The 19,921-nt window shown below is 66.7% G+C and carries 18 protein-coding genes and 1 pseudogene; 5 read left to right on the top strand and 14 right to left on the bottom strand.

Annotated elements, in window-relative coordinates:
• Positions 1 to 738 carry a hypothetical protein gene (locus tag ON21_RS08535; RefSeq protein ID WP_051020492.1) on the top strand — a complete coding sequence of 246 codons (738 nt, stop codon included), beginning with the start codon at positions 1 to 3 and terminating at the stop codon, positions 736 to 738.
• Positions 739 to 789: 51 nt separating this feature from the next.
• Here ON21_RS08535 and ON21_RS08530 read toward each other — a convergent pair whose 3' ends face one another.
• The 10 genes from ON21_RS08530 to ON21_RS08485 form a co-directional block, all read right to left on the bottom strand.
• Positions 790 to 1,809 carry a hypothetical protein gene (locus tag ON21_RS08530; protein ID WP_039796981.1) on the bottom strand — a complete coding sequence of 340 codons (1,020 nt, stop codon included), beginning with the start codon at positions 1,807 to 1,809 and terminating at the stop codon, positions 790 to 792.
• A gap of 13 nt (positions 1,810 to 1,822) precedes the next feature.
• Positions 1,823 to 4,126, bottom strand: coding sequence for a hypothetical protein (locus ON21_RS38280; protein WP_039796980.1), 2,304 nt, complete (start codon positions 4,124 to 4,126; stop codon positions 1,823 to 1,825).
• Positions 4,127 to 4,215: 89 nt separating this feature from the next.
• Entirely contained in the window at positions 4,216 to 4,536 is a 321-nt protein-coding gene (locus ON21_RS08520) for a hypothetical protein (protein WP_039796979.1), read from the bottom strand.
• Positions 4,537 to 4,666: 130 nt separating this feature from the next.
• On the bottom strand, positions 4,667 to 5,014 hold the full coding sequence (locus tag ON21_RS08515; RefSeq protein WP_039796978.1) for a hypothetical protein: 348 nt from the start codon (positions 5,012 to 5,014) through the stop codon (positions 4,667 to 4,669).
• Positions 5,015 to 5,051: 37 nt separating this feature from the next.
• Positions 5,052 to 5,393 (bottom strand): hypothetical protein, encoded by a 342-nt coding sequence (locus tag ON21_RS08510; protein WP_157170763.1) that lies wholly within the window; start codon positions 5,391 to 5,393, stop codon positions 5,052 to 5,054.
• Between the two features lie 283 nt (positions 5,394 to 5,676).
• Positions 5,677 to 7,407 carry a hypothetical protein gene (locus tag ON21_RS08505; RefSeq protein WP_157170762.1) on the bottom strand — a complete coding sequence of 577 codons (1,731 nt, stop codon included), beginning with the start codon at positions 7,405 to 7,407 and terminating at the stop codon, positions 5,677 to 5,679.
• 5 nt (positions 7,408 to 7,412) lie between these two features.
• Positions 7,413 to 8,210, bottom strand: a complete 798-nt coding sequence (locus ON21_RS08500) for a vWA domain-containing protein (protein WP_157170761.1) — start codon at positions 8,208 to 8,210, stop codon at positions 7,413 to 7,415.
• A 9-nt stretch (positions 8,211 to 8,219) separates the two neighbouring features.
• Positions 8,220 to 9,530 carry a hypothetical protein gene (locus ON21_RS08495; RefSeq protein ID WP_157170760.1) on the bottom strand — a complete coding sequence of 437 codons (1,311 nt, stop codon included), beginning with the start codon at positions 9,528 to 9,530 and terminating at the stop codon, positions 8,220 to 8,222.
• A complete protein-coding gene (locus ON21_RS08490; protein WP_039796973.1) occupies positions 9,527 to 10,744 on the bottom strand; it encodes an OmpA family protein in 1,218 nt (405 codons plus the stop codon). Before ON21_RS08490 ends, ON21_RS08495 begins: the two co-directional genes overlap by 4 nt.
• Before the next feature lie 260 nt (positions 10,745 to 11,004).
• Positions 11,005 to 11,745, bottom strand: coding sequence for an NUDIX hydrolase (locus ON21_RS08485; protein ID WP_039796972.1), 741 nt, complete (start codon positions 11,743 to 11,745; stop codon positions 11,005 to 11,007).
• A gap of 104 nt (positions 11,746 to 11,849) precedes the next feature.
• On the opposite strand from ON21_RS08485, the gene ON21_RS08480 reads away from it, so the two are divergent.
• Complete coding sequence (locus ON21_RS08480; protein ID WP_039796971.1) at positions 11,850 to 13,754, top strand: 5'-methylthioadenosine/S-adenosylhomocysteine nucleosidase family protein; 1,905 nt, start codon at positions 11,850 to 11,852, stop codon at positions 13,752 to 13,754.
• A gap of 128 nt (positions 13,755 to 13,882) precedes the next feature.
• On the opposite strand, the gene glnA is transcribed toward ON21_RS08480, so the two are convergent.
• The gene (glnA, locus tag ON21_RS08475; RefSeq protein WP_039796970.1) at positions 13,883 to 15,319 is read right to left on the bottom strand and encodes a type I glutamate--ammonia ligase; all 1,437 of its coding nucleotides are present in this window, start codon (positions 15,317 to 15,319) and stop codon (positions 13,883 to 13,885) included.
• 252 nt (positions 15,320 to 15,571) lie between these two features.
• On the opposite strand from glnA, the gene ON21_RS08470 reads away from it, so the two are divergent.
• Positions 15,572 to 16,027: an RDD family protein gene (locus ON21_RS08470; protein ID WP_039796968.1), complete on the top strand. Its 456-nt coding sequence runs from the start codon at positions 15,572 to 15,574 to the stop codon at positions 16,025 to 16,027.
• A gap of 78 nt (positions 16,028 to 16,105) precedes the next feature.
• On the opposite strand, the gene ON21_RS08465 is transcribed toward ON21_RS08470, so the two are convergent.
• Together ON21_RS08465 and ON21_RS08460 are read right to left on the bottom strand one after the other, a co-directional pair.
• The gene (locus ON21_RS08465) at positions 16,106 to 16,840 is read right to left on the bottom strand and encodes a DUF4191 domain-containing protein (RefSeq protein ID WP_039796967.1); all 735 of its coding nucleotides are present in this window, start codon (positions 16,838 to 16,840) and stop codon (positions 16,106 to 16,108) included.
• 62 nt (positions 16,841 to 16,902) lie between these two features.
• Entirely contained in the window at positions 16,903 to 17,346 is a 444-nt protein-coding gene (locus tag ON21_RS08460; protein ID WP_039796966.1) for a TY-Chap domain-containing protein, read from the bottom strand.
• Positions 17,347 to 17,762: 416 nt separating this feature from the next.
• On the opposite strand from ON21_RS08460, the gene ON21_RS08455 reads away from it, so the two are divergent.
• Positions 17,763 to 18,503, top strand: a complete 741-nt coding sequence (locus ON21_RS08455) for a DUF2334 domain-containing protein (RefSeq protein ID WP_039796965.1) — start codon at positions 17,763 to 17,765, stop codon at positions 18,501 to 18,503.
• Between the two features lie 8 nt (positions 18,504 to 18,511).
• Positions 18,512 to 19,618 carry a glycosyltransferase gene (locus ON21_RS08450; protein WP_245562512.1) on the top strand — a complete coding sequence of 369 codons (1,107 nt, stop codon included), beginning with the start codon at positions 18,512 to 18,514 and terminating at the stop codon, positions 19,616 to 19,618.
• 45 nt (positions 19,619 to 19,663) lie between these two features.
• On the opposite strand, the pseudogene ON21_RS08445 reads toward ON21_RS08450, so the two are convergent.
• Positions 19,664 to 19,921: pseudogene (locus ON21_RS08445) on the bottom strand (hypothetical protein); the annotation flags it as partial.

The raw sequence follows: 19,921 nt of genomic DNA, 5'->3' as shown, positions 1-19,921 counted from the left end.
ATGGAAAAGGACCCCGGGCGCTGCGTCGTGCTGGTGCCGGTGCACGACTACATCGAACCCGGTTGCGCAGAGGGCTTGGCGGAACTCGAACGGCGCGGCTACCCGGTCTGGCGCATCTACGGTTGCTCCGCGATCGACCAAGCTCGCAGCCAGATCGCCACCGATGCGCTGGCGCAAGGTTTCGAAGAGTTGATGTGGATCGATGCGGATGTGCGCTTCCACCCGGATGCGGTGGACATGTTGCGGTCCCACGATCTGCCGGTTGTCTGCGGAATCTACGCCAAGAAAATGACCCGCGAACTGGTGTGCAGTCTTCTGCCCGGCACCGAGAAGATAATTTTCGGCGACGGCGGCGGCACAGTGGAAATCCGGTATGCGGCCGGCGGGTTCCTGCTCACCCGACGCGACGTCTACGAGAAGATCGTGGAGAAGGAAGAACTGCCCGTCTGCAACCTGCAGTTCGGGCGTGCCAATGTGCCGTACTTTCTGCCGATGATCGTCCCGGACGGCGAGAACCAATGGTATCTGGGTGAGGATTACGCGTTCTCCGAGCGCGCTCGGCGCAGCGGCTTCAGCATCTACGCGGACACCCGGATCCGGCTGGAGCACATCGGCAAGTACGGATTCACTTGGGAGGACGCGGGTAGCGGCAAAAACCGCTACAGCAGTTACGAATTCAGTTTCAGGCAGAGGTCAACGGATACCGACGCGGAGAAAACTGCCGAGCAGGCCCACTGACGGTAATAGCCGAGCCTTCCCGGTGCGCGACAGAAGATACCGATAGACGGTTCAGGATGAACCATCCCGAGGGGTCGGTGACCCGTCGGCGAGGGCGAACTCATCGGGATCGGCTGAAAACAACCTTATCGACGATTCGTTCCGCGGCACCCCGAAGCGTTGTGCCGTACGCAGAACGGACGATCCGTCGGCGTCACCGAGAACGCGAGCCAGGCCGGGCCGGGAAGCGGACCCGCCGGGCGCAGGGGCCGACCGCAGCCTGCTCGAGAGTGCCTGTCGCCATTCCGGCACCCGGTCGTATTGATGCACGATCGGGTACAGCATGCCGGTGGCGGTGTGCACGGACTCCCCGACCAAGCTCGGCTCGGGCTCCAAAAGGAACGGACGCAAAGTACCGATCTTGCCCGGGTCCGCGAAGGTACCGGCCTGGCAGGCGAACCCGTCCTCGGACGGCACGAACTGCATCGCGGACCGATACGGTTCCATATCTAGCAGCAGGTTGTACCCGCTCTGATCGGCTATCGAGACCCCGGACGACGCCGCGACCAAGGAGATGGCCAAGCACAGATCAGCCATCACACCCGCCTCCCCCGCGAGCACTCCGACATTGCAGACCGGCTTCGACCACAGGCGCTGGACATGTGCCGGGAAACTTCGTTGCAGATTGTCCCGGTTCCACTTCTCATCGGAGTACCGCAGTCCCTCGCTGACGGCGAGAAAGGGGCGTCGAAGGTGGGTTTCCAGCCACGTGATCGGATCCGACTGGAAGTACACGTCGCGTACATCGGTGACGACGGCGAATCGGAGGGAAGGCGCGAACATACGCAATACCTGAGCGATGTCTTGGAATCGCCCGTTGTACACGCTGTCCGGAGGCGGCATCCGGACGGCGTACAGCCCCAGCGCTTCCAGGTTCTCGGCGATGGCGTCGCCGCGGTCATCGCGGTCGTACACGATGACCGCCCCCACACCGGCGAAACCGCTCGCGACGAGACTCCTGGCCCACGGCTCGACATCCGGCCACTCGTAACCGGCCGCCGCTGCTATGACGATGTCCTTTTTCGCGGCCATACCTTCCAGTCGCTCAGGTCTGTTGCGGTGGTGGCGGCACGGGCGGCGGCGAGGTGGGCGGCGCCTGGCTCACGGTCGGCGGCGGTGCCGCAGCCGTAGCACCGAGGTCTGCATTGCCGGTGTCCAAACCGGTCGGGTGGATGTAGCCCGTGGAGACACCGTACTTGTCTTCCAGCGGTGGATGCTTGGGATCGAAAGGAATGAGATTGCCGTTATCCAGGACAAAGAATTGATTTTGTTCCCTGACAATCAGCGCACTGTGTCTCTCCCATTGAAGAATATCACCCGTATTGAGCGCCTCGAGATTATTCACCACCCGAGGCGGATGTTCCGCCGACAACTCCCCCGCAGTTCCCTTATACGCGGATACAGCATCTATCGCGACATTCTGCCCCTGCTCGGTCAAAGCCTTCGCCACCGGCTGCGATGCATGCACAGTCTTGTCGCCGATCTGGACATCCGCCATTGTGCCCGGCGTCGTCACCGGCGGCGGACTGCCCGCGTAGGCCGGGGCCGTCACACCGGTAGGCGATGTCTGAGCAGCCTGTTGGGCGTTGGCCGTTTGAGCGGCGCGGCGCTCCTCCCTTGCGTGTTCCCGTTCTCGTTGCCGTTCCTCACGCGAGTCCCGGTCGTCGTACCTGTCGTCACCGACCTGCTGAGTACGGGGCTGGTTCTGCCCCAGGGCATTCATGAGCGCCATCTGGCCCAGCACGTCGTTCATGTTGTTACCCGTATTGGCAGCAGGCGGCGCGGTATTGGCGGCGGGCACGGTAGTGCCGGTGCCGGTCCCGGTGCCGGTGCCGGTCGGCATCGACGCGTACACCGGCGAACCGAGATCCGAGCTCGAAGCGGTGCCACCCGTACCGCTGCCCAGGGTGGGCTGGGTGCTGTCGACCGAACCGGTGGGGTCCGTGGTCGACCCGAGCAGGTCGTCGTACGTGGAGCTGAAGTCCTGGCTCGTGCTGACCGGCTGAGTGGTGGTGCCCTGGGACGACGCGGGAGGCGTATACGGAGGGGTGTACGGGGGGGCGGCCGTCTGGCCGGCGCTGGTGTGCTGGGTAGCTGGGCTGTTAGCGGGGCTGGACGCCGAACCCGAGCCGGAGCTCGAACCAGAGCCCGAACCGGACCCGGACCCCGAGCCCGAACCGGACCCGGATCCCGAGCCCGACCCGGACCCCGAGCCCGACCCGGAACCGGAGCCGATCGGGAACGGAAGCTGCGCGGCCCTATCCGCGTATGCGATCACCTGATCGGTGCAGAATTTCACCGCATCTCGGATCAGACCGTAAAGCGGCGCCTCCTCGGCAACATTTTGTATGCCGTCATCCGTGTATATTTTCGACCCACCCGGATGATTTCCCGCGACACCGTCGTTGAGCTTGTCCCAGATCTTGTCGTGGGTGTCCTGGATCTTGTTGTACATACTGCGGTAGTACGAGTAATTGGTGCGAGAAAGCTCCTCGGTCGCCTGCTCGAACTTGAGGTCCCCACTCTGCCACTGGTCCGCCAGGCCGTTGAGGTAGAAAACCGTTGAATTGTAGGCGTCTTCGGTGTAGCCCGAACCGTGACCACGATGCTCGAGTTGCTGAATGAAGGAGTCGGCGAGATTGTCGTCGCGCCAGTTGTCGTCCTTGCCTTTTTCGGGGGAGATCAGGAATTTGGGTTTCTCGGGCTTCCCGCTGCCCATCTGAGCCATGAGATAGAGCAGCTGAGAATTGGCTACGTCGATGAATGTCTTGAGTTCGGGGGAGACTTTTCCCGGCGGCGTTCTGATTTCCAGCTTGAAATCGGAAATCTTCTTGCCGTCGGTGATGTCGTTCTCGTCGGCGTCCTGCCCCAGGAACTTTCGTTTGGCGACATCGGCAGGAAGCTCATCGAACCAGACGATGTTGCCGTCCGCCGGGCGATTGCCGTCCCAGTTGTCGCCGACTTTGTCCTTGACGGCGATCAACTGTCCGTCGTTCGTCAGAACATATTGCCCGACCCCGTCGTCTTCATCATCCCAGTCATCGGTGGCTGCGCCACCTTCGTGCTTTTTGTCGCCGGGCTCCGATACCGCATGGATTTCATTGTCATCCTTGTCGTGGAGCTCGAGCCTGGTCTCGCTGCCGGATCCCTCCTGATCCTCGAATCTGATCTGGTTGGCGTCGCTACCTTTTTCGCCGGATGTATGAATGACATTGCCGGTGGGAACATGTTCGATGACCATCTGGCCATCGCGCATACCCATCCGGTATTGCTTGTTCTGGGAATAGAGCCATTCCCCCTCTTTGATTCTCTGTTCCCGATTGAGGATGCCACCGTCGATGTCACCCATCAGTTCAACCCCCGATCACCCACGTGACACCGAACTGTTCGCGAGCCGGGAACAGCCATTCCACATCCTCCTACCCGGATACCTACGCCTCATACATTCGGGTTGGTCCTGCGCACGTACGCGCCGCCATCGATATCCGAGATCTCGAAGGTGTCCCCGGCCGTCGTCGAGTGGTCACCAGTAGCGTATCGCCCATCGCCCAGAGCGGTATAACCGTTGCTACTCTCAGTGACGTACTTCTGGGTGAACACTTTGTACGCATTGGCTGCCTTACCGAAGATCCGCTCGATCTCGCCGGCCGCGAAATCGGGATCTCTATCGGCCCGTTCGTAGGCGGGAGCGCTGGCAGCGCGGTTCGCGTTACCCAGCCTGCGCAGCTCATGCGGATCTTGAGCAAATTCCTTGACCATATCGACGAACTCTCCATTCCCACCGGCTCCCCCCATTCTCGGGCATCCCCATCACTGGGGACTCCAGGGCCGGAGGGTTGAGGCTGGACACCGACGTAACCGCGAAAGTCCAGTTCCGCCGAGTTCGCGATCAGAGGTCTCGAGCGAACTCCGTCTTCTCCATGAGGTTGTAGTCGGCCTCGGTCGGCAACTCCAACGAGTCCGCGAAATGGGGCAATCCGCCCCGGTACAGCAGCTCGGCACGTCGGCCTACACGGGACTTCTGGTGAGCCAGCCGAGCGACGCGCAGGACCTCCTCGGCGAGCCAGCTGTCGGGATGCTCGAGCACTTCGTCGCCGAGATGCAGACCGACGATCATGCCGCTGCGGTCGCAGGCCACCCCGACCGAATAGTCCGGGTTGAACACCTCGTAGATCAAATTACGCCAATCGGGCGGGGCTTCCGCTCCCGCGACGTCCGACGTATCCAGCTCTGTCACGGCATCACTCCTGGGTAGCGTCGACCGCACCGGCGAGTCAGGGCTGCGGCCACGGTACCTTCGGCAGGGTCGTTTCCTGGATGGCGATCTTGTGCTGCCGCAGGGCGTCGACAGTACTGTCGCGGATCGCGGCCATGAGATCGGCGGCGATCTCCTGGCCGCTTGTGGCACTCGCCACCGTCCCGGGCGCGATGTACAGAGCGGTGAGCCTGCCCATCCCGTCCACTTCCGGAATCACCCGAGAACTGGGCGAAGGGCGCCGGGCGCGGATGCGATCGACCCGTTCCAGCATGTCGTCGATGGTGTTGACCACCGCCCGGCCGGATTCCACCGCCGATATCGTTTCCGGGTGCATGTCGCGAGGCCAGATGTCCGCCACGATCACACCCCCTCGGACAGGTGACCAGCCGTCTTCTCGCCAAGAATGAATGGCTCGGACACCGCCCGGACAGGCTCGTCCGGCAGCGAAGGCGTCGGACGCGAACTCGGATCGGCGCTCAACTCTCTACGCATGCCACCTCCACCCACAAAGTTTACTGGCCCATTCTTGCCACTCCGCCGAGCACTTCCCACGCCCGGGAAGGCGGCGTTCGTTCCCGGACGCAGATGAGCCCACCCGTTCGGCAACCGGTGAAGTGATCGCGGAACGGGTGGGCTGTGCTTCACCGGATCACTCTCTGCAGAACGTGATACGCGACCACGCGCACTCGCTGCCACCAACCGAATTGCAGGCAGAACACCCCTGCTACGACCTCTCCGAGGGTGAACACCCGGTGTGCGCCCGGCAGCAGATGGATCCGAACGACGCCGGACGCGGATCCGGCCGCCCGATAGTGCTGCTGCAACTCGCTGTAGCGCCGACGAAGTTCGACGACGCGGATGCTGTCGTCGTAGGAGTCCCGGCAGATCCGATGGCGGTAATTGATCCAGGCCAGCACATTGCCTGCCTGGCCGAACCACTCGCTCGATGCCAGTGCATGGTTCGGTGGCCTGCTCGCGCCCGCGGCGGCCGCCAGACTCGTGGTCAGGTCCGCGTGGCGGCGATAGAGGTTGACGCCCGAACTCTGCTCGGCTTGCCCGAGCTCGGCGAGCACGGTGGGGACGATGCGTCGGGCCAGCCATCGCAGGTCGGGCGTACGCAGCATGTGTTCGAGCACTCGCCCTTGGGTTTCGGCGAGCATCGTCCGCGCGGGGCCCCCGGTTCGTCGGCGATGCCAGTCGAGCCAGCACAGGGCGGGCAGAAACCTTCCCTGGACCCACAGGCTCGCGCCGACCCGCTCCAGACGATTGCTGTCGCGGCGAGGGGCGCGCCACCACAGTCGGCGAACGTCGTTCCACCGGCCCGCTTCCCACAGCACGGCACTTGTGATCGCCCGGAACTGGTCGGCCGGAAGAGCCGGTGCGAGCGCGGGCAGCATCGACTCGACCTCGCCGATCAGCCCCACGTCCAGATACAGATGAAAACTCGCTTCCGGCCGCTTGGTGTCGTCGCAGGCGATGGATGGCGTCGCCGGTGCACGCGGCGCGGAAGAGCCCAGCGGCGGCATGCCCCATTGATCGGCTAGTCGGCGCAGCAGGAAGTCGGTGGGTCCGCACAGCACGGTCAGTTCGGCGCCTCGCGCGCGCAGGATGTCGAACAGACTCAGGCCCGAGGCGTCGGAAGGCGGCACGACCACGTGCGGACGATGCGTGCTGTGCCACAGCCAGACGACGCGATGGCCGCGCAGTGCGTTCGGCGGCATCTCCTCGATGGCGACGTTGACGTCGAAGAAGTCGCTGCCGCTGTAGCCCGCGATCACCACGACCGGCCGCGAGGTGAGCAGAGTGCGGAATTCGGCCGCTGTATCGGGTGGGAAGCCCTTCTCGATCCGGGCGAGCGTGGCGCCGAGTTCGTCCCCACCGCCGGCGGCGCCGTGGAAATGCAGCAGGTTTTCCGGAGGCCACGTGGCCGTTCCCGCGGCGAGTTCCACGCAGCGATCGAAGTTGGCGGTCAGATGTCCACCGCCGAGCGCCAGGTGTCGCGCGAAGAACCGGTGCAACCGGTTGGGCTCGGCGCGGGCGACATCGGGAATGGAATCCTCGATCGCCCGCGGACCGTATACCCGGGCGGCGACGCCGAGCACGGTCTCCAGGCGCGGCAATCTGGGCTCGGTGGAGCGGGGCAGATCGGGACAGACCGGCTGGTCGATCAATCCCACCGCCCCGTGCAGGAGCCGAATTCTTTCGAGCGTGCCGGGCAGGAAGAACGCGTCGAAGACGCGCTGGGTCAGTTCCGCGCCGGTGGGCAGCGAGCACGGCCCCTCGACGGAGAGACCAGCTCCGGTCAGCGCGGTGACGTCGTGCGGACGGACCGAGGCGAGCTCGTCGAGAAGGCGGCGAACGTCCGCTGCCACCGCGCTCACCTCGTGACCGTGGTGACGGGAGTGGGCAGGAAACGTTGCCCGGTGAGCTGGCCGATCGTCTTACCGATGGTCAACGCCGTTTCATCCGGATCGAGACCGTCGAACTTGATCGGCGGTGCGTCGGGGAAGGTCTCGATCCACGCATCGGGCACTTCGATCCCCTGCCCCGGGACGAGCAACCGCAGGTCGTGCACGCCGTACTCACGCAGCAGCCGCCTGCCGTCCTCAGTGCTCGCGGGCACATCCGCCACGATGGCGTCGGAAATCAGCAAGAGCACAAGATCGCACGGCGGCGTCGAGACCGCGAACGACCGCATCTGGTCGAGCATGGGGCGCAGCAGGGTATCGGCGCCGTCGCGGACCGGCACGGCAGGCAGGTGCGGGGTCGCCGCTGCGGGCGCCGGAGCGAACCGCACCGCCGATTCGAGCGCGAAATCCACCACCGCGATCTCGTCATCGGCACGCAGTGTGTTGGGCAGGCTCGCCCACTCCTGTAGCTGGGCCAGTGCCGCGTCGCGTGCCGAGGCGAACTTCCGCATGGACCCCGACACATCCATTCCGATCACCAACCGCAGACAACCGGGACTGCGCGGGCCGACGAGTGTGTACGCGGTGAGTTTGGTCGGCGGGGCAGGGTCCGACCCACCGACCAGCCTGCACCCGCCGAAGCCGAGCACGGCCAGCAGCAGAACAGAGCCGACCATCAGGAGAACGACCCTGCGAAAACTGCGTGGGTCCGGGGTGAGAGCCGGAAAAGAAGCGAGATCCGGTGCGGGATGCAGCAATCTGGACATGATCGTTCCTCAGCTGGCCTGCCGACCGGAGACTCCGCCCCAGCCCCGCTCGGCGCGTTCGTCCACTTCCACCTGATCGTCATCGGCATCGTGCAATTGCCTCCACACTCCGGTGACCTTGGCGGTCAACTGGTCCGGATCCCACGGCCGGTAACGGATCAACAGGTCACGGGCGCCTTCCAGCGCCCGCGACGGCGCCAAGCCCAGCTCCGGACGGATGAGGCGCAGCAACTGCGTCGAAGGAATGCTCATCGCGCTGCGGTCGTCGTCGAATTCGACGGTTTCCAGCGCGATCGACTCGGGGGGTTCGGTGTGGACGCGCCTGGGATTGCCGTGCAGCGCCTCACTGTCGCTGAGCAGCTTGGAGCCCACCGTCTCGATCCGCACCGCACGCTGGTAGCCGGACTCGATCTCGCTGCGGACCGCCACCCATGCTTTGGCATGCGCGGCGTTCGCCTTGATGAGCTTCTTCTCCAGCTTCCGGAATTCCACCGAGCGACGCTGATACTGGTGGCGGATCTCCGAAACCAGGAAGGTCCGCGACGCCATGTCCACCACGAGCACCGCTCCGAACAACACAGCCATCGCGGGCGCGGGCAAGGACGTGCTGCCGAGCGCGGTGCTGCTCTCGCCGAACCGAACCAGCACCAGCCAGACCACGGCGAAGACCAGCACGGCGAACAGGATCACCGCGATGACGGCGCCCGAGTGGCGACGACGGCTCACCCCCGCATAGTCGTGGAACCACCGGTGGGACAGGCCACCCGCCAGCCTCGCCGCGCCGATGCCCGCCAGCGGGACGAACAGCGCGAGCAGGGCCGCGTTGATGCGCCCCGGGTAGAGCAACCCGGCGGCCGGGTCGATGGTCTCGGTGAACGTCGCGTACCAGAAGAAGAACTCGACCACGAGCAGGACGATCTCGATGATCAGCAACATCTTCGGTGACGACAGCGCGTGGTCGTGATCGAACGTCTCGTGGTCGCGTACCGCACGGCCAACACGAGCGGCCTGCCATTTGGGGTGCTCGCACAGCTTGGCCAGGGCCGACCAGCGCCTTTCGTTGGTGTGTGCCTTGGCGACCAGCTTCTTCATCCGCCGCAGCAGACCGCGGGAGGCGTGCTGGTCGGCGGCGGCCAGCGAGTTGTCCACCGAGGCGATCACCGACTTCTCGCCGCTGGTCATCCCGTCGCCCGCGTTGGGTACGTGGGTATCTCCGCGGGGCGTGCGCTGATGAGTGGCCTTCAGAAAGCCGGCGAGGCCGCGAGCGATCTGTCCGTGCTCGGACCGGCCGCGGAACCAATCGACGAATCGTGATGTCACCGCCCGCACCCCTTCGGTCCCACCGTGATCTCGACCCGCCGGTTGCGCGCCGCGGCGGAGTCCGAGTGGACGCCACCGGGGAATTCGTCTTCGCGCGGACGCGCCGAACCGTAGCCGTGCACTTCGATGTGCGACCGGTCGGCGCCGAGTTCGACCAGCGCGGCCGCGACCGAGGTAGCGCGTTGCAGGGAGAACGGCTGCCTGCCCGCTTCCGGGCCGTAAGCGGCGGTGTGGCCGTCCACCACCGCGTAGGACGCGGAGTCACCCGACAGACCGGCGGCGATGTGCGCGAGCAGCTGCCGTGAGCCCGGGTCCATGTCCGCCTGTTCGCCCGCGAACAGCAATTCCGCCGGGATCTCCTCGCGCACACCGCACTGCACGTGGACGGTGCGGACCTCAGCGGAGAAGAGCGGGTCGAGGGGCAGATCGGCGGGCGCATCCGCGCGCTGACCGGTTCGTGGGTCGAAAGTCACTGTCGCTCCGGCTTTCTCGAGTACTGCCGTCCACAAGCGGACGAGATCGTTGCGGGTGCTCTGTGGCACCGGCTGGGCGGCTTCGCCCACGTTCGTCCAGAGAATCGCGACGCCCGCGAACTCCGGGGCCAGCGTGTCGGTTGCCGCGAGTTCGTCGGCCACAGCGGCGGGCGAGCCGTCGAGGCGGGACTGATCGACCACGAGTGGGCCCGCGTTGTCGAATCCGTCGGAGACGACCACCACGCGCTCCGGCTTCTGCCGCACGGCGGTCGCGACCGCGTCGAGGATCGCGCTACCGGGCGCGGAGGGCCGCATCTGGTCCGCCCGCGACCAGTCGGCTACGCAAGCCAGCACGATGGGCCGCGCTTTCCGGGCGGCCGGGCTGTCGCTGCCGGGATGGGGCTCCAAGGCGATCGTGCGCACCACGGCGGCGGGCTTGCCGATGCCTTCGACAGGAATCAGCGCGAGCCGATTGCCTCGTTGCTGCGCCTCCGCCAACTCCTCGAGAACTCTGGGCGGAAGGCCGCCCGCTGCCGCCGAGGCGGTGTTGTCCACGACCAGGGCGGTGAGCGGGCGGTCGTTCGGGACGGCCGTGCGCTCCACCTTGGCGCAATCCGACGCACTCGGCCGATTCGACGGGGAGCCGGTGGATCCCTGCGACAAGCCACACCCGCCGAGGGGGATGGCGATCAGGCACACGGCGGCCAGCCACCGGGCGTGTCCTACGGAAAACATGGTCATGTGCACCTACACAGGAGGATTCGGAGAAGTTCGACTCGGGCTGACCGCGGACGGCGCCCCGCAAATTGGTCAGGGCGACTATATCGACAGCGGTGGATTAGTGTCAATATAACAATTATTCCGACCGGTTACCCCGTAGCACAACCGATCCGCCCAGCGTCGACACCGAAGCCGCCCGGGCAGGCCTTCCGAGCCGCGTCGCCCCGAGGCCCCCGGGGCGACGCGGCAGAGGTTCGAATACCGGCGCCGCCCGCGCGGACCTAGCGCCGGTCGGGACCAGAACGCCGATGTAGGCGTAGCAGAATCGGATTGACCAGCTCGTCCCCGCCGCCGGCGCGGTAGAGCTTGGCCGGGCGGCCGAGCCTTCCTCCCGAACCCTCACGCAGGCGGCCGGTTTCGACGATGAACTCGGTGGCGGACTTCACTTTCCGGTGGAAGTTCGCGCGATCGAGCTCGACACCCCACACCGCCTCGTACACCTCACGCAACTCGCCGATGGTGAACTCCTTCGGACAGAACGACGTGGCGATGGTGGTGTACTGCAATTTCGTTCGCGCCTGCCGCACCGCGTCACGCAGGATCGCCACGTGATCGAAGGCCAAAGACGCGTCGTCGCCGAGCAATCCGGCCACCGGCTTCCACGCCGCCGATTTCGCGTCGGAACCCTGCTCCGGTGCGGGGAGAGCGGGCAGATCCGGAGCGACGGCGAGGAAAGCGCATGTGACGACTCGTTCGCGCGGATCGCGATCCGGATCGGTATAGAAGCCGACCTGTTCGAGCGGCAGCGACTCGCCGTCCAGGCCGGTCTCTTCCCGCAGCTCGCGCACCGCCGCGGCCTCGGCGCTCTCCCCTTTTCGCAGAAACCCGCCCGGTAACGCGAACTCACCTCGGTATGGGTCGGTGCCGCGCTCCACGACGAGCACCTGCAGCGCCGCCTCCCGGATGGTGAGGATCACCAGATCCGCCGTGAGGGCCGCGATACATCTCCGATCTTCAGTCATTACCGCACAGTAGCCCCACAAGGGCCTTGAAGTCGCATTGACAAAAACTCACCGGGCTACTTATCGTCCAGAAGACATAAATATTCCGAAGTGAAGGCACGCGCATGTCGTTCGACCGCCCCTCCTTCCGCGACTGCCACCGAGCCGCTCGCCGGGTCGAGGCCGCGCCGCTCGGGCGCGCGGCGCTTCGAGCGGTCCGCCCGAGCGGAGTCAGCGGCGTCTTCCGAGCGCGCGCCCCACTCACGCTGATCCTGTTCGCCGCCGGACTGGAGGACCGCGTCGTCTGGCAAGGCTGCGACGGTTTCGCTCTGTTGGAGCCACCGATCGCGAGGCCCGAGGCTTGGCGGCCCCGCCCCGGTCTCGGCGCCGCCGCCTTGCGCTGGCTCGATCGCTACTGGAGCACAGTGGTTTTCGCGGTTCCCGGCCTCACCGCGCTAGCGGTCGCCGTCTCGCTGTTGCCGTTCGGGTCACTGCACGCGATCGCGTTGCTGATCACCGTCGCCGCGATGGCCTACACCGTCACGGTGCTGTCCATCATGTTCGTGTGGCAGCTGTTCTTCGGGCGCGACGAGGAACCCAGTGCACGCGCGGCGGGCACGGTGGCCGCCGATCACTGGAATATGCCGTTGCTGCACCAGGAAAACGAGCAGCGCCTCGGTGAACTCTTCGACCAGATCGAACGGCGCCTGCATCATCTCGTCGCCGAGAAGGTGCGCCAAGACGCGGCCGACCACGGTGGCCAAGTCGGCCGGGTGCGGCTGACCACCCGGCTGATCTGCCTGCGTACCGGCGTTACCACCGACAAGGCGCGCGCGTATCTGAGTAGCACCCGAAGTGTGATCACCCGGGAGTACTCGGTGCTGTTCTTCGACGCCAGGCCCGAGGATCTCGAACGCCGACCGGCCAAACCACCGGCCTTCTTCCGCTTCTATCTGGCCGCTGTCGTCATCGTCGTCTTCGCCCTCGCCTATCTCGTCATGGTGGTCGAGCGCGGTAGCTGCACCGAGACGAACTGCGCTGCCGGTGCGACCACGTACGGACGAGCTCTGGCCTGGATAGGATACCGGCTGCTGTGGCAGCAGGCGCCAGGCGTCGATCCGGTCTCCGATTTCGCGATCGCGTTGGGATTACTGCTGTCGCTGCCGGTGCCGATGGTGGCGCTGGTCGCGGTGGTGGCGTTCCGTGCGCAATACCGCGCGGATCAGACAGAGAGAAATATCCAGCGCGACAGAGAGAAGCGAATGGGAAACACCAGGGTATTGATCGTCACCGTCGCCGACGTCGAGCGAGATGCCGTGCTCGACGCCATCGAGGGGCACACCCGCAAGGTCGTCGACCCCACCTACGACGGCCCCGTCCCGGTATTCGCCATGGGCACGATCAACGACGCGGAGTTGTACGTCGTGCAAGCCGGGACCCAAGGCACCAGCGGCCCGGCGGGCGCGCTCACGGTGACAGCCGACGCGATCCGCCACCTCGCGCCGCACTACGCGCTGATCGTGGGCATCTGCTACGGCTTGCGCCCGGACCGGCAACGGCTCGGAGACATCCTGGTCTCGGAGAAGATCAAGGATCTCGACCACGCCAAGCTCGTCGAGCTGGACGGCCGGATCGAAGAACGTCTGCGCGGCGAGACCGTCGTTCCCTCCCCGCTGCTGCTCAACAGCGTCCGTGCCGCGCAGCGCAGCTGGCTCCGGAGGAACGACACGGCCGTCCACGTCGGTCTGATGCTGGCGTGGAACAAACTGCTCAACGCCGAACCCGTCGTGAACGGTCTCGTCGCGAAACATCCCGACGCCATCGGCGGCGATATGGAAGGCGCGGGTTTCCAGGCCGCCGCCCGCGTGGCCGGAGTAGAGAGCATGCTCATCAAGAGCGTTTGCGACTGGGGCGCGGACAAGACCGACGACGCCCAGCCCATGGCCGCGCGCAACGCCGCCGCATTCGTCCTGCACCTCGCGTGCTCCGGCGTGCTGTCCCACACCCCGGCCGATCGCCGCGGCTACTGATCACGGCACAAACGAGTCCACCCGTTCCGCGATCTCGAGAGAAATCACGGAACGGGTGGACTAGTCGTTCGATACCGGCGGAGCGCCTGGACAGGGCGCGCGGCCACGGATCGAGGCGGACTTACGACTTACACGTCGAAGTACAGCTCGAACTCGTACGGGTGCGGCCGCAGGTTCACCGGGGCGATCTCGCCCTCGCGCTTGAGGGTGATCCAGGTCTCGATCAGGTCCTCGGTGAAGACGTTGCCTTCGGTGAGGTAGTCGTGGTCCTGCTCGAGGCGGTCGATGACCGAAGCGAGGCTGGTGGGGGCCTGCGGGATGTTCTTGGCCTCCTCCGGCGGGAGCTCGTAGAGGTCCTTGTCGACCGGGGCCAGCGGCTCGATCTTCTTCTTGATGCCGTCCAGGCCGGCCATCATCATGGCGGCGAAGGCCAGGTACGGGTTGCCCGAGGAGTCCGGCGCGCGGAACTCGAGGCGCTTGGCCTTCGGGTTGTTGCCCGTGACCGGGATGCGGACCGCGGCGGAGCGGTTGCGCTGCGAGTACACCAGGTTGATCGGGGCCTCGTAGCCGGGGACCAAGCGGTGGTAGGAGTTCACCGTCGGGTTGGTGAACGCCAGCAGCGACGGCGCGTGGTGCAGGATGCCGCCGATGTAGTGACGGGCCAGGTCGGACAGCCCGCCGTAGCCGGCCTCGTCGTGGAACAGCGGCTTGCCGTCCTTCCACAGCGACTGGTGCACGTGCATGCCCGAGCCGTTGTCGCCGAACAGCGGCTTCGGCATGAAGGTGACGGTCTTGCCTTCCTGCCACGCGGTGTTCTTGACGATGTACTTGAACAGCTGCAGGTCGTCGGCCGCGGCGAGCAGGGTGTTGAACTTGTAGTTGATCTCGGCCTGACCGGCGGTGCCGACCTCGTGGTGGCCGCGCTCCAGCTCGAAGCCGGAGTTCTGCAGGTTGGTCGAGATCTTGTCGCGCAGGTCGACGTAGTGGTCGTAGGGCGCGACCGGGAAGTAGCCACCCTTGTTGCGGACCTTGTAACCGCGGTTGCGGGTGCCGTCCGGGTTGAACTCCGCGCCGGTGTTCCAGGAGCCGGAGACCGACTCGATCTCGTAGAAGGCGCCGTTCATGGCGGAGTCGTAGCGGATCGAGTCGAAGATGTAGAACTCCGCCTCGGGACCGAAGTACGCGGTGTCGGCGATGCCGGTGGAGCGCAGGTACTCCTCCGCCTTGCGCGCGACGTTACGCGGGTCGCGGCTGTAGGCCTCCCGGGTGAACGGGTCGTGCACGAAGAAGTTGAGGTTCAGCGTCTTGGCGGCGCGGAACGGGTCGACACGCGCGGTGGAGAAGTCGGGCAGCAGCAGCATGTCCGACTCGTCGATGGACTGGAACCCACGGACGGAGGAGCCGTCGAACGCTAGCCCTTCCTCGGCGAGGTCGGTGGTGAAGGCCTTCCCGGGGATCGAGAAGTGCTGCTGCACACCGGGCAGGTCGCTGAACCGGATGTCGACGTACTCGATGTCCTCATCAGCGATGAATTTGATGACCTCGTCGGCCGTGCTGAACGTCACTTGTTCTCCTTACGGATCGGTTCCCAGCCAGTGTCGCTTGCATGGGTTCGTCGCGACCAGACGCTATGGATGCCGTGTTTCCCTGCAGTCAAGGCTATGTTTCGCCGGTGTTACACGTGCATCCGGCAGCGTGGTGCTGACCACCATGACTCGAAATGCATGGTAGTCCTGCCTCCGCCGCCGCGCCCGCCGACGCTGAACTCCGTTTATGCGGTGCCGGGCGCCGGTCCGGCCGCGCCTATTCTGGGGTGCATGGCGCGTATCACCGGCTCTTGGCTCTCCGGACCTCCGGCCGACTCCGGCGGCCCGGCAACCCCCGAGTTCCCCGGTGCGCAGCTCGGCCTGCCGAAGAGCGGAGCGGGCTCGCTGGCCGGTATGGGCCGCCGTATCGCCGCCCTGTTCGTGGACTGGCTGATCGCTCTCGGCATCGCGGCGCTGATCACCCGCAGCGGTTCGGCGTCGAGTTTGACGCTGCTGATCTGGTTCGTCATCGGTGTCGGCGCCGTCACGCTGTTCGGGTTCACGCCGGGGCAGTACTTCCTGCGGCTGCGGACGGTGCGCATCGACGCGGCGGCGCCCGTCGGCTTCGTCCGGGCGCTGGCCAGGCAGGTGCTGTTGCTGTTCGTTGTTCCCGCCCTGTTCACCGACGCCGACGGGCGCGGCATGCACGACCGCGCGACCGGCACGGCGCTGGTGCATTCCCGCTGACCTTCCGATCCGCGAATAGCCAGGGACGAAAAGGCCCGCATCCCGGATAGGGGAAGCGGGCCTTTCGAACGAGCAGGGTCAGCGGCGGCGGATGGTGCGCTGCACACCGCGCATCTTGGCGCCCGCGGGCATCGGCCCCTTCGGCAGGGCGGGCCCGCTGCGCGCGCTGAGGGCGGCCAGCCTGCCTTCGATGAGGTCCATGCGCTTGGTGTCGATGTTGCGCGGCAGCTTGGTGAGGTAGCGCTGGAGGTCCTTGAGCGGAATCTGGCCTTCGTCGTTGCCGATGACGACGTCGTAGATCGGGGTGTCGCCGATCAGCCGGGCCGTGCGCTTCTTCTCCTGGGCGAGCAGCGACTTGACCCGTTGCGGGGAGCCCTCGGCGACCAGCACCACCCCGGGTAGGCCGATCACCCGGTGCACCGCGTCCAGCTGGGTGGTGGCGGCGATGCCGTTGCTCACCCGCCATTTGCCCTGCAGGTTGTCCAGCACCCAGGCCGCGGCGCCCGCCTGGCCCTCGGCCTTGCGATAGACGCTCTTCTGCACCCGCCTGCCGAAGATGATGAAAGCCACCAGCGCGCCGAGCACCAGGCCCAGCGGGACGAGGAACCAGGTCAGCCCGAAGATCAGGCCGATGACGGCGAAGACGGCGGTGCTGCCGACCAGGGCGCCGATCATCAGCGGCAGCAGCAGCTTGTCTTCCTTGCGCTGCATCTGGAACGCCTGCCACAACTGCTTGCGGCGTTCCCTCGACTGCTGCTTGCGGGCCGCCTTCGCCGCGGCCTTCGCTTCCTTGGTGGGCTTACCTGCTGCCATGACTCTCAGGATAGTGCCCAGGTAGTCGCGGCCCCGCCGTGGGACAGCGGCCCGACCGGGCGCTACCCGCGGCGCGCGATCGAACCGAGCACGGTGAGATCCAGGTCACCCGACGCCTCGGTCCAGCCCATCGCGCGCAACTCGACCGGGGCGGCCACGCCGAGCGCGTCGCGCAGGCCGACGACGACCGAGCGCGCGAACTCGAGCAAGCTGCTCGGCGCGATCGGCCAGAACAGGATCCTGGTCCAGTTGTCCGCGTCGTGCCGATCCGCGGGCTCGTGCCAGCCCAGTGCGCGCAACGCCTGCGCGGCGGTCTCCGGTATCGGATCGCTCAGGTAATGGTTCCCGGCCAGTTCGGCGGACAATTTGATGTCGTATTGGACAAATTGGACATAGCGATTTCCGGGGGCGGCGATGATCAGGGTTGCCCGTGAGGGCAGCTCCGCGAGGCAGTGCGCCAACGCTTGCACGAACCGTTCCCAGTCCGCTGTCGCCGGCTCGCTCATTCTTCCCCCGGGTATTCGCACTGGCCTGATCATACGCCGACCCGGCCGGGACACCAGACGAATTCGGTTGCAACGTCACGCAGTTCGGTCGAGCTATAGCCGTTTGTCATATCGGACATCGGCTCCCGCCGAAGACCACCCGGACCTGCGGCGTCTCCACTGTCAGAGCCTCGGCAGAGGGCGCGCGCACGGATCTCGCGGCGGAATCCGAGCGCTGAACGAGGTTTTCGTTTCCGCCCGCTGTTTTCCGCTGGTGTAAGGAATGGCGCGCGTAAGGAACGCTTTCGACCGGGCTGTAGGGTTCGAGTTCACGCCTGGAATCGCAAGATTGATTTCGCATCAGTCGCAGGAAGTTTTCAGCCGAGCGCACCGCGCTGTTCAGCTGACGGCCACCGGGCGGTGTTAGCTTCCCCGACGTGTGTGCGCGGTTGGTGGTGAGCGTCCATGACGTCGCACCCGCGAGTGCGGCGGAGACGGCGCGCTGGTGCGCCGATGCCGATCGGTTCGGAATTCCGGTGTCGCTGTTGGTGATACCGGGGCCGTGGCGGGGCATGCGGTTGGCCGACGAACCCGATTACGCGGCGTTCCTGCGGGAGCGCAGGCAGGGCGGTGACGACGTCCTGGTGCACGGGTGGTCGCACCGGGCGGGGCCCGAGGGCGATTGGCCGCGCCGAGCGGTAGCGCATGCGGTGGCGCGCGGCGCGGCCGAGTTCGCCGCCATCGACGTCGGTGCGGCCACCGTCAAGCTGCGCGCCGCCACCGAGGTGATGCTCGGCTCCGGTTTGCCGACCACGGGTTTCACGCCGCCGGGCTGGCTCGCCTCGCCCGGCGCGAAGCAGGCGCTGCGCGCGGCGGGGTTCACCTACACCACCTCGCACTTCGGAGCCGAGCAGCTGCGCACCGGACGCCGGTTCCGCGGGTTCGCCCTGTCGCACCGGCCGGGCGGCGGCTGGTCCGAGCGGTTCGGCGCGACGATGCTGGAGACGGTGGCACAACGCACGGCCGAACGCGGTGGGCTGGTCCGGCTGGCGCTGCATCCCGACGATCTGAGCAGACCGGGCCTGCGCGACACCACGCTGCGCGCCATCGACGCGGTGCTGCGCACCGGCGCGCACGCGATCACCTATCGCGAGCTGGTCGGATCGGCGGTCGGCTAGTGCGGATCGTGCAGATCGCCAACTTCTACACCCCCGCCTCCGGCGGTTTGCGCACCTGCGTCGACGAGATCGGGCGCGGCTATTCGGCCGCGGGCCACGATCGGGTCCTCGTCGTGCCCGGTCCGCGCGACGCCGACGAGCACACCGATTCCGGTCACCGGATCACCGTGCGCAGCCCCAAGTTCGGTGATGCCGGCTATCACGTGCTCACCGCCCGGCGCACCCGAGCCGTGCTCGACGGGCTGGCTCCGGACGTGCTCGAGTGCAGCGACAAGCTCAGCGTCCGCTGGCTGGCGCCCTGGGCGCGCGCGGCGGGCGTCCCGCTGGTGCTGTTCTCGCACGAACGCATCGACGCCATCCTGCGCTCGCGGGTGCCGCGCGGCTTCCCGCTCACCGCGGCGGCGGACCTGGCCAACCGGCGGCTCTGGGTGCGCGCCGAGAAGGTGGTGGTGACCTCGCGTTTCGCCACCGCCGAGTTCGACCGGGTCGGCGCGCGCAACGTCCGCCGGATTCCGCTCGGCGTCGACCTGACCACCTTTCGCCCGGCCGGAGAACCACCATCCGGGCGCTCCGACGATCCGGTGCGGCTGGTCCTGGTGAGCAGGTTGTCGCGGGAGAAGCGCGCCGAACGCGCCATCCAGGCGGTCCGCGTCCTGGTCGAATCCGGTGTGCGCTGTGTGCTGTCGGTCATCGGGGACGGCCCGCTGCGTTCTCGCCTGGAGCACTTGGCGGCGGGGCTCCCGGTCGTCTTCCACGGCCACCTCACCGACCGGACCGCGATGGCCGCCTTGGTCGCCGCGGCCGACATCGCCGTCTTCCCTTCCCCCGCCGAGACTTTCGGACTCGCCGTGCTGGAGGCGCTCGCCTGCGGAACGCCGGTGGTCGTTCCCACGGCGGGCGCGGCCCGCGAACTCGTCGGCGACCCCGGCTCCGGCCTCGTCTGCGACGGGACGCCGCGCGGCCTCGCCGACGGCGTGCGTGCGCTGCTCGCCCTCCCCGCGGCCCAGCGTCGCCGCGCGGCCCGTACCGCGGCGGAACACTTTCCGTGGTCGGCGACGGTGGAGGGCATGCTCGCCCTCTACGCCGACTTCGAGACCCCGGCCCGCTCCGCCTGAGGAACACTCTCCCGCGGAGGCACGACGATCAACGCCCCTGGAGGTTCACCCGGCTTTCGCCCGCACCGCCGGTCGGCTCGTCTCCGGCGGCACCGCCCGCTCGTCGTGCAGCGTGGGCGAATTCGCCAGCAGCGCGACACCGGCGAGCACCGCGGTGGCCGCGCAGGCCAGCAGCGGCGGGCGCGGGTGGATCGTCGCGGTGAAGAGCGTCAGCCCGGCCAGGTAGCTCAGCACCGGGTCGGTGATCGTCATGGCGGTCAGCGCGGTGGGCAGTGATCCGCGTGCGTACGCCTCCTGGGTCAG

Source organism: Nocardia araoensis NBRC 100135 (genome assembly GCF_000308435.1).
GTDB lineage: Bacteria > Actinomycetota > Actinomycetes > Mycobacteriales > Mycobacteriaceae > Nocardia > Nocardia araoensis.
The sequence above is the reverse complement of the archived record's forward strand: the minus strand, read 5'-3'. Positions and strand labels throughout refer to the sequence as shown.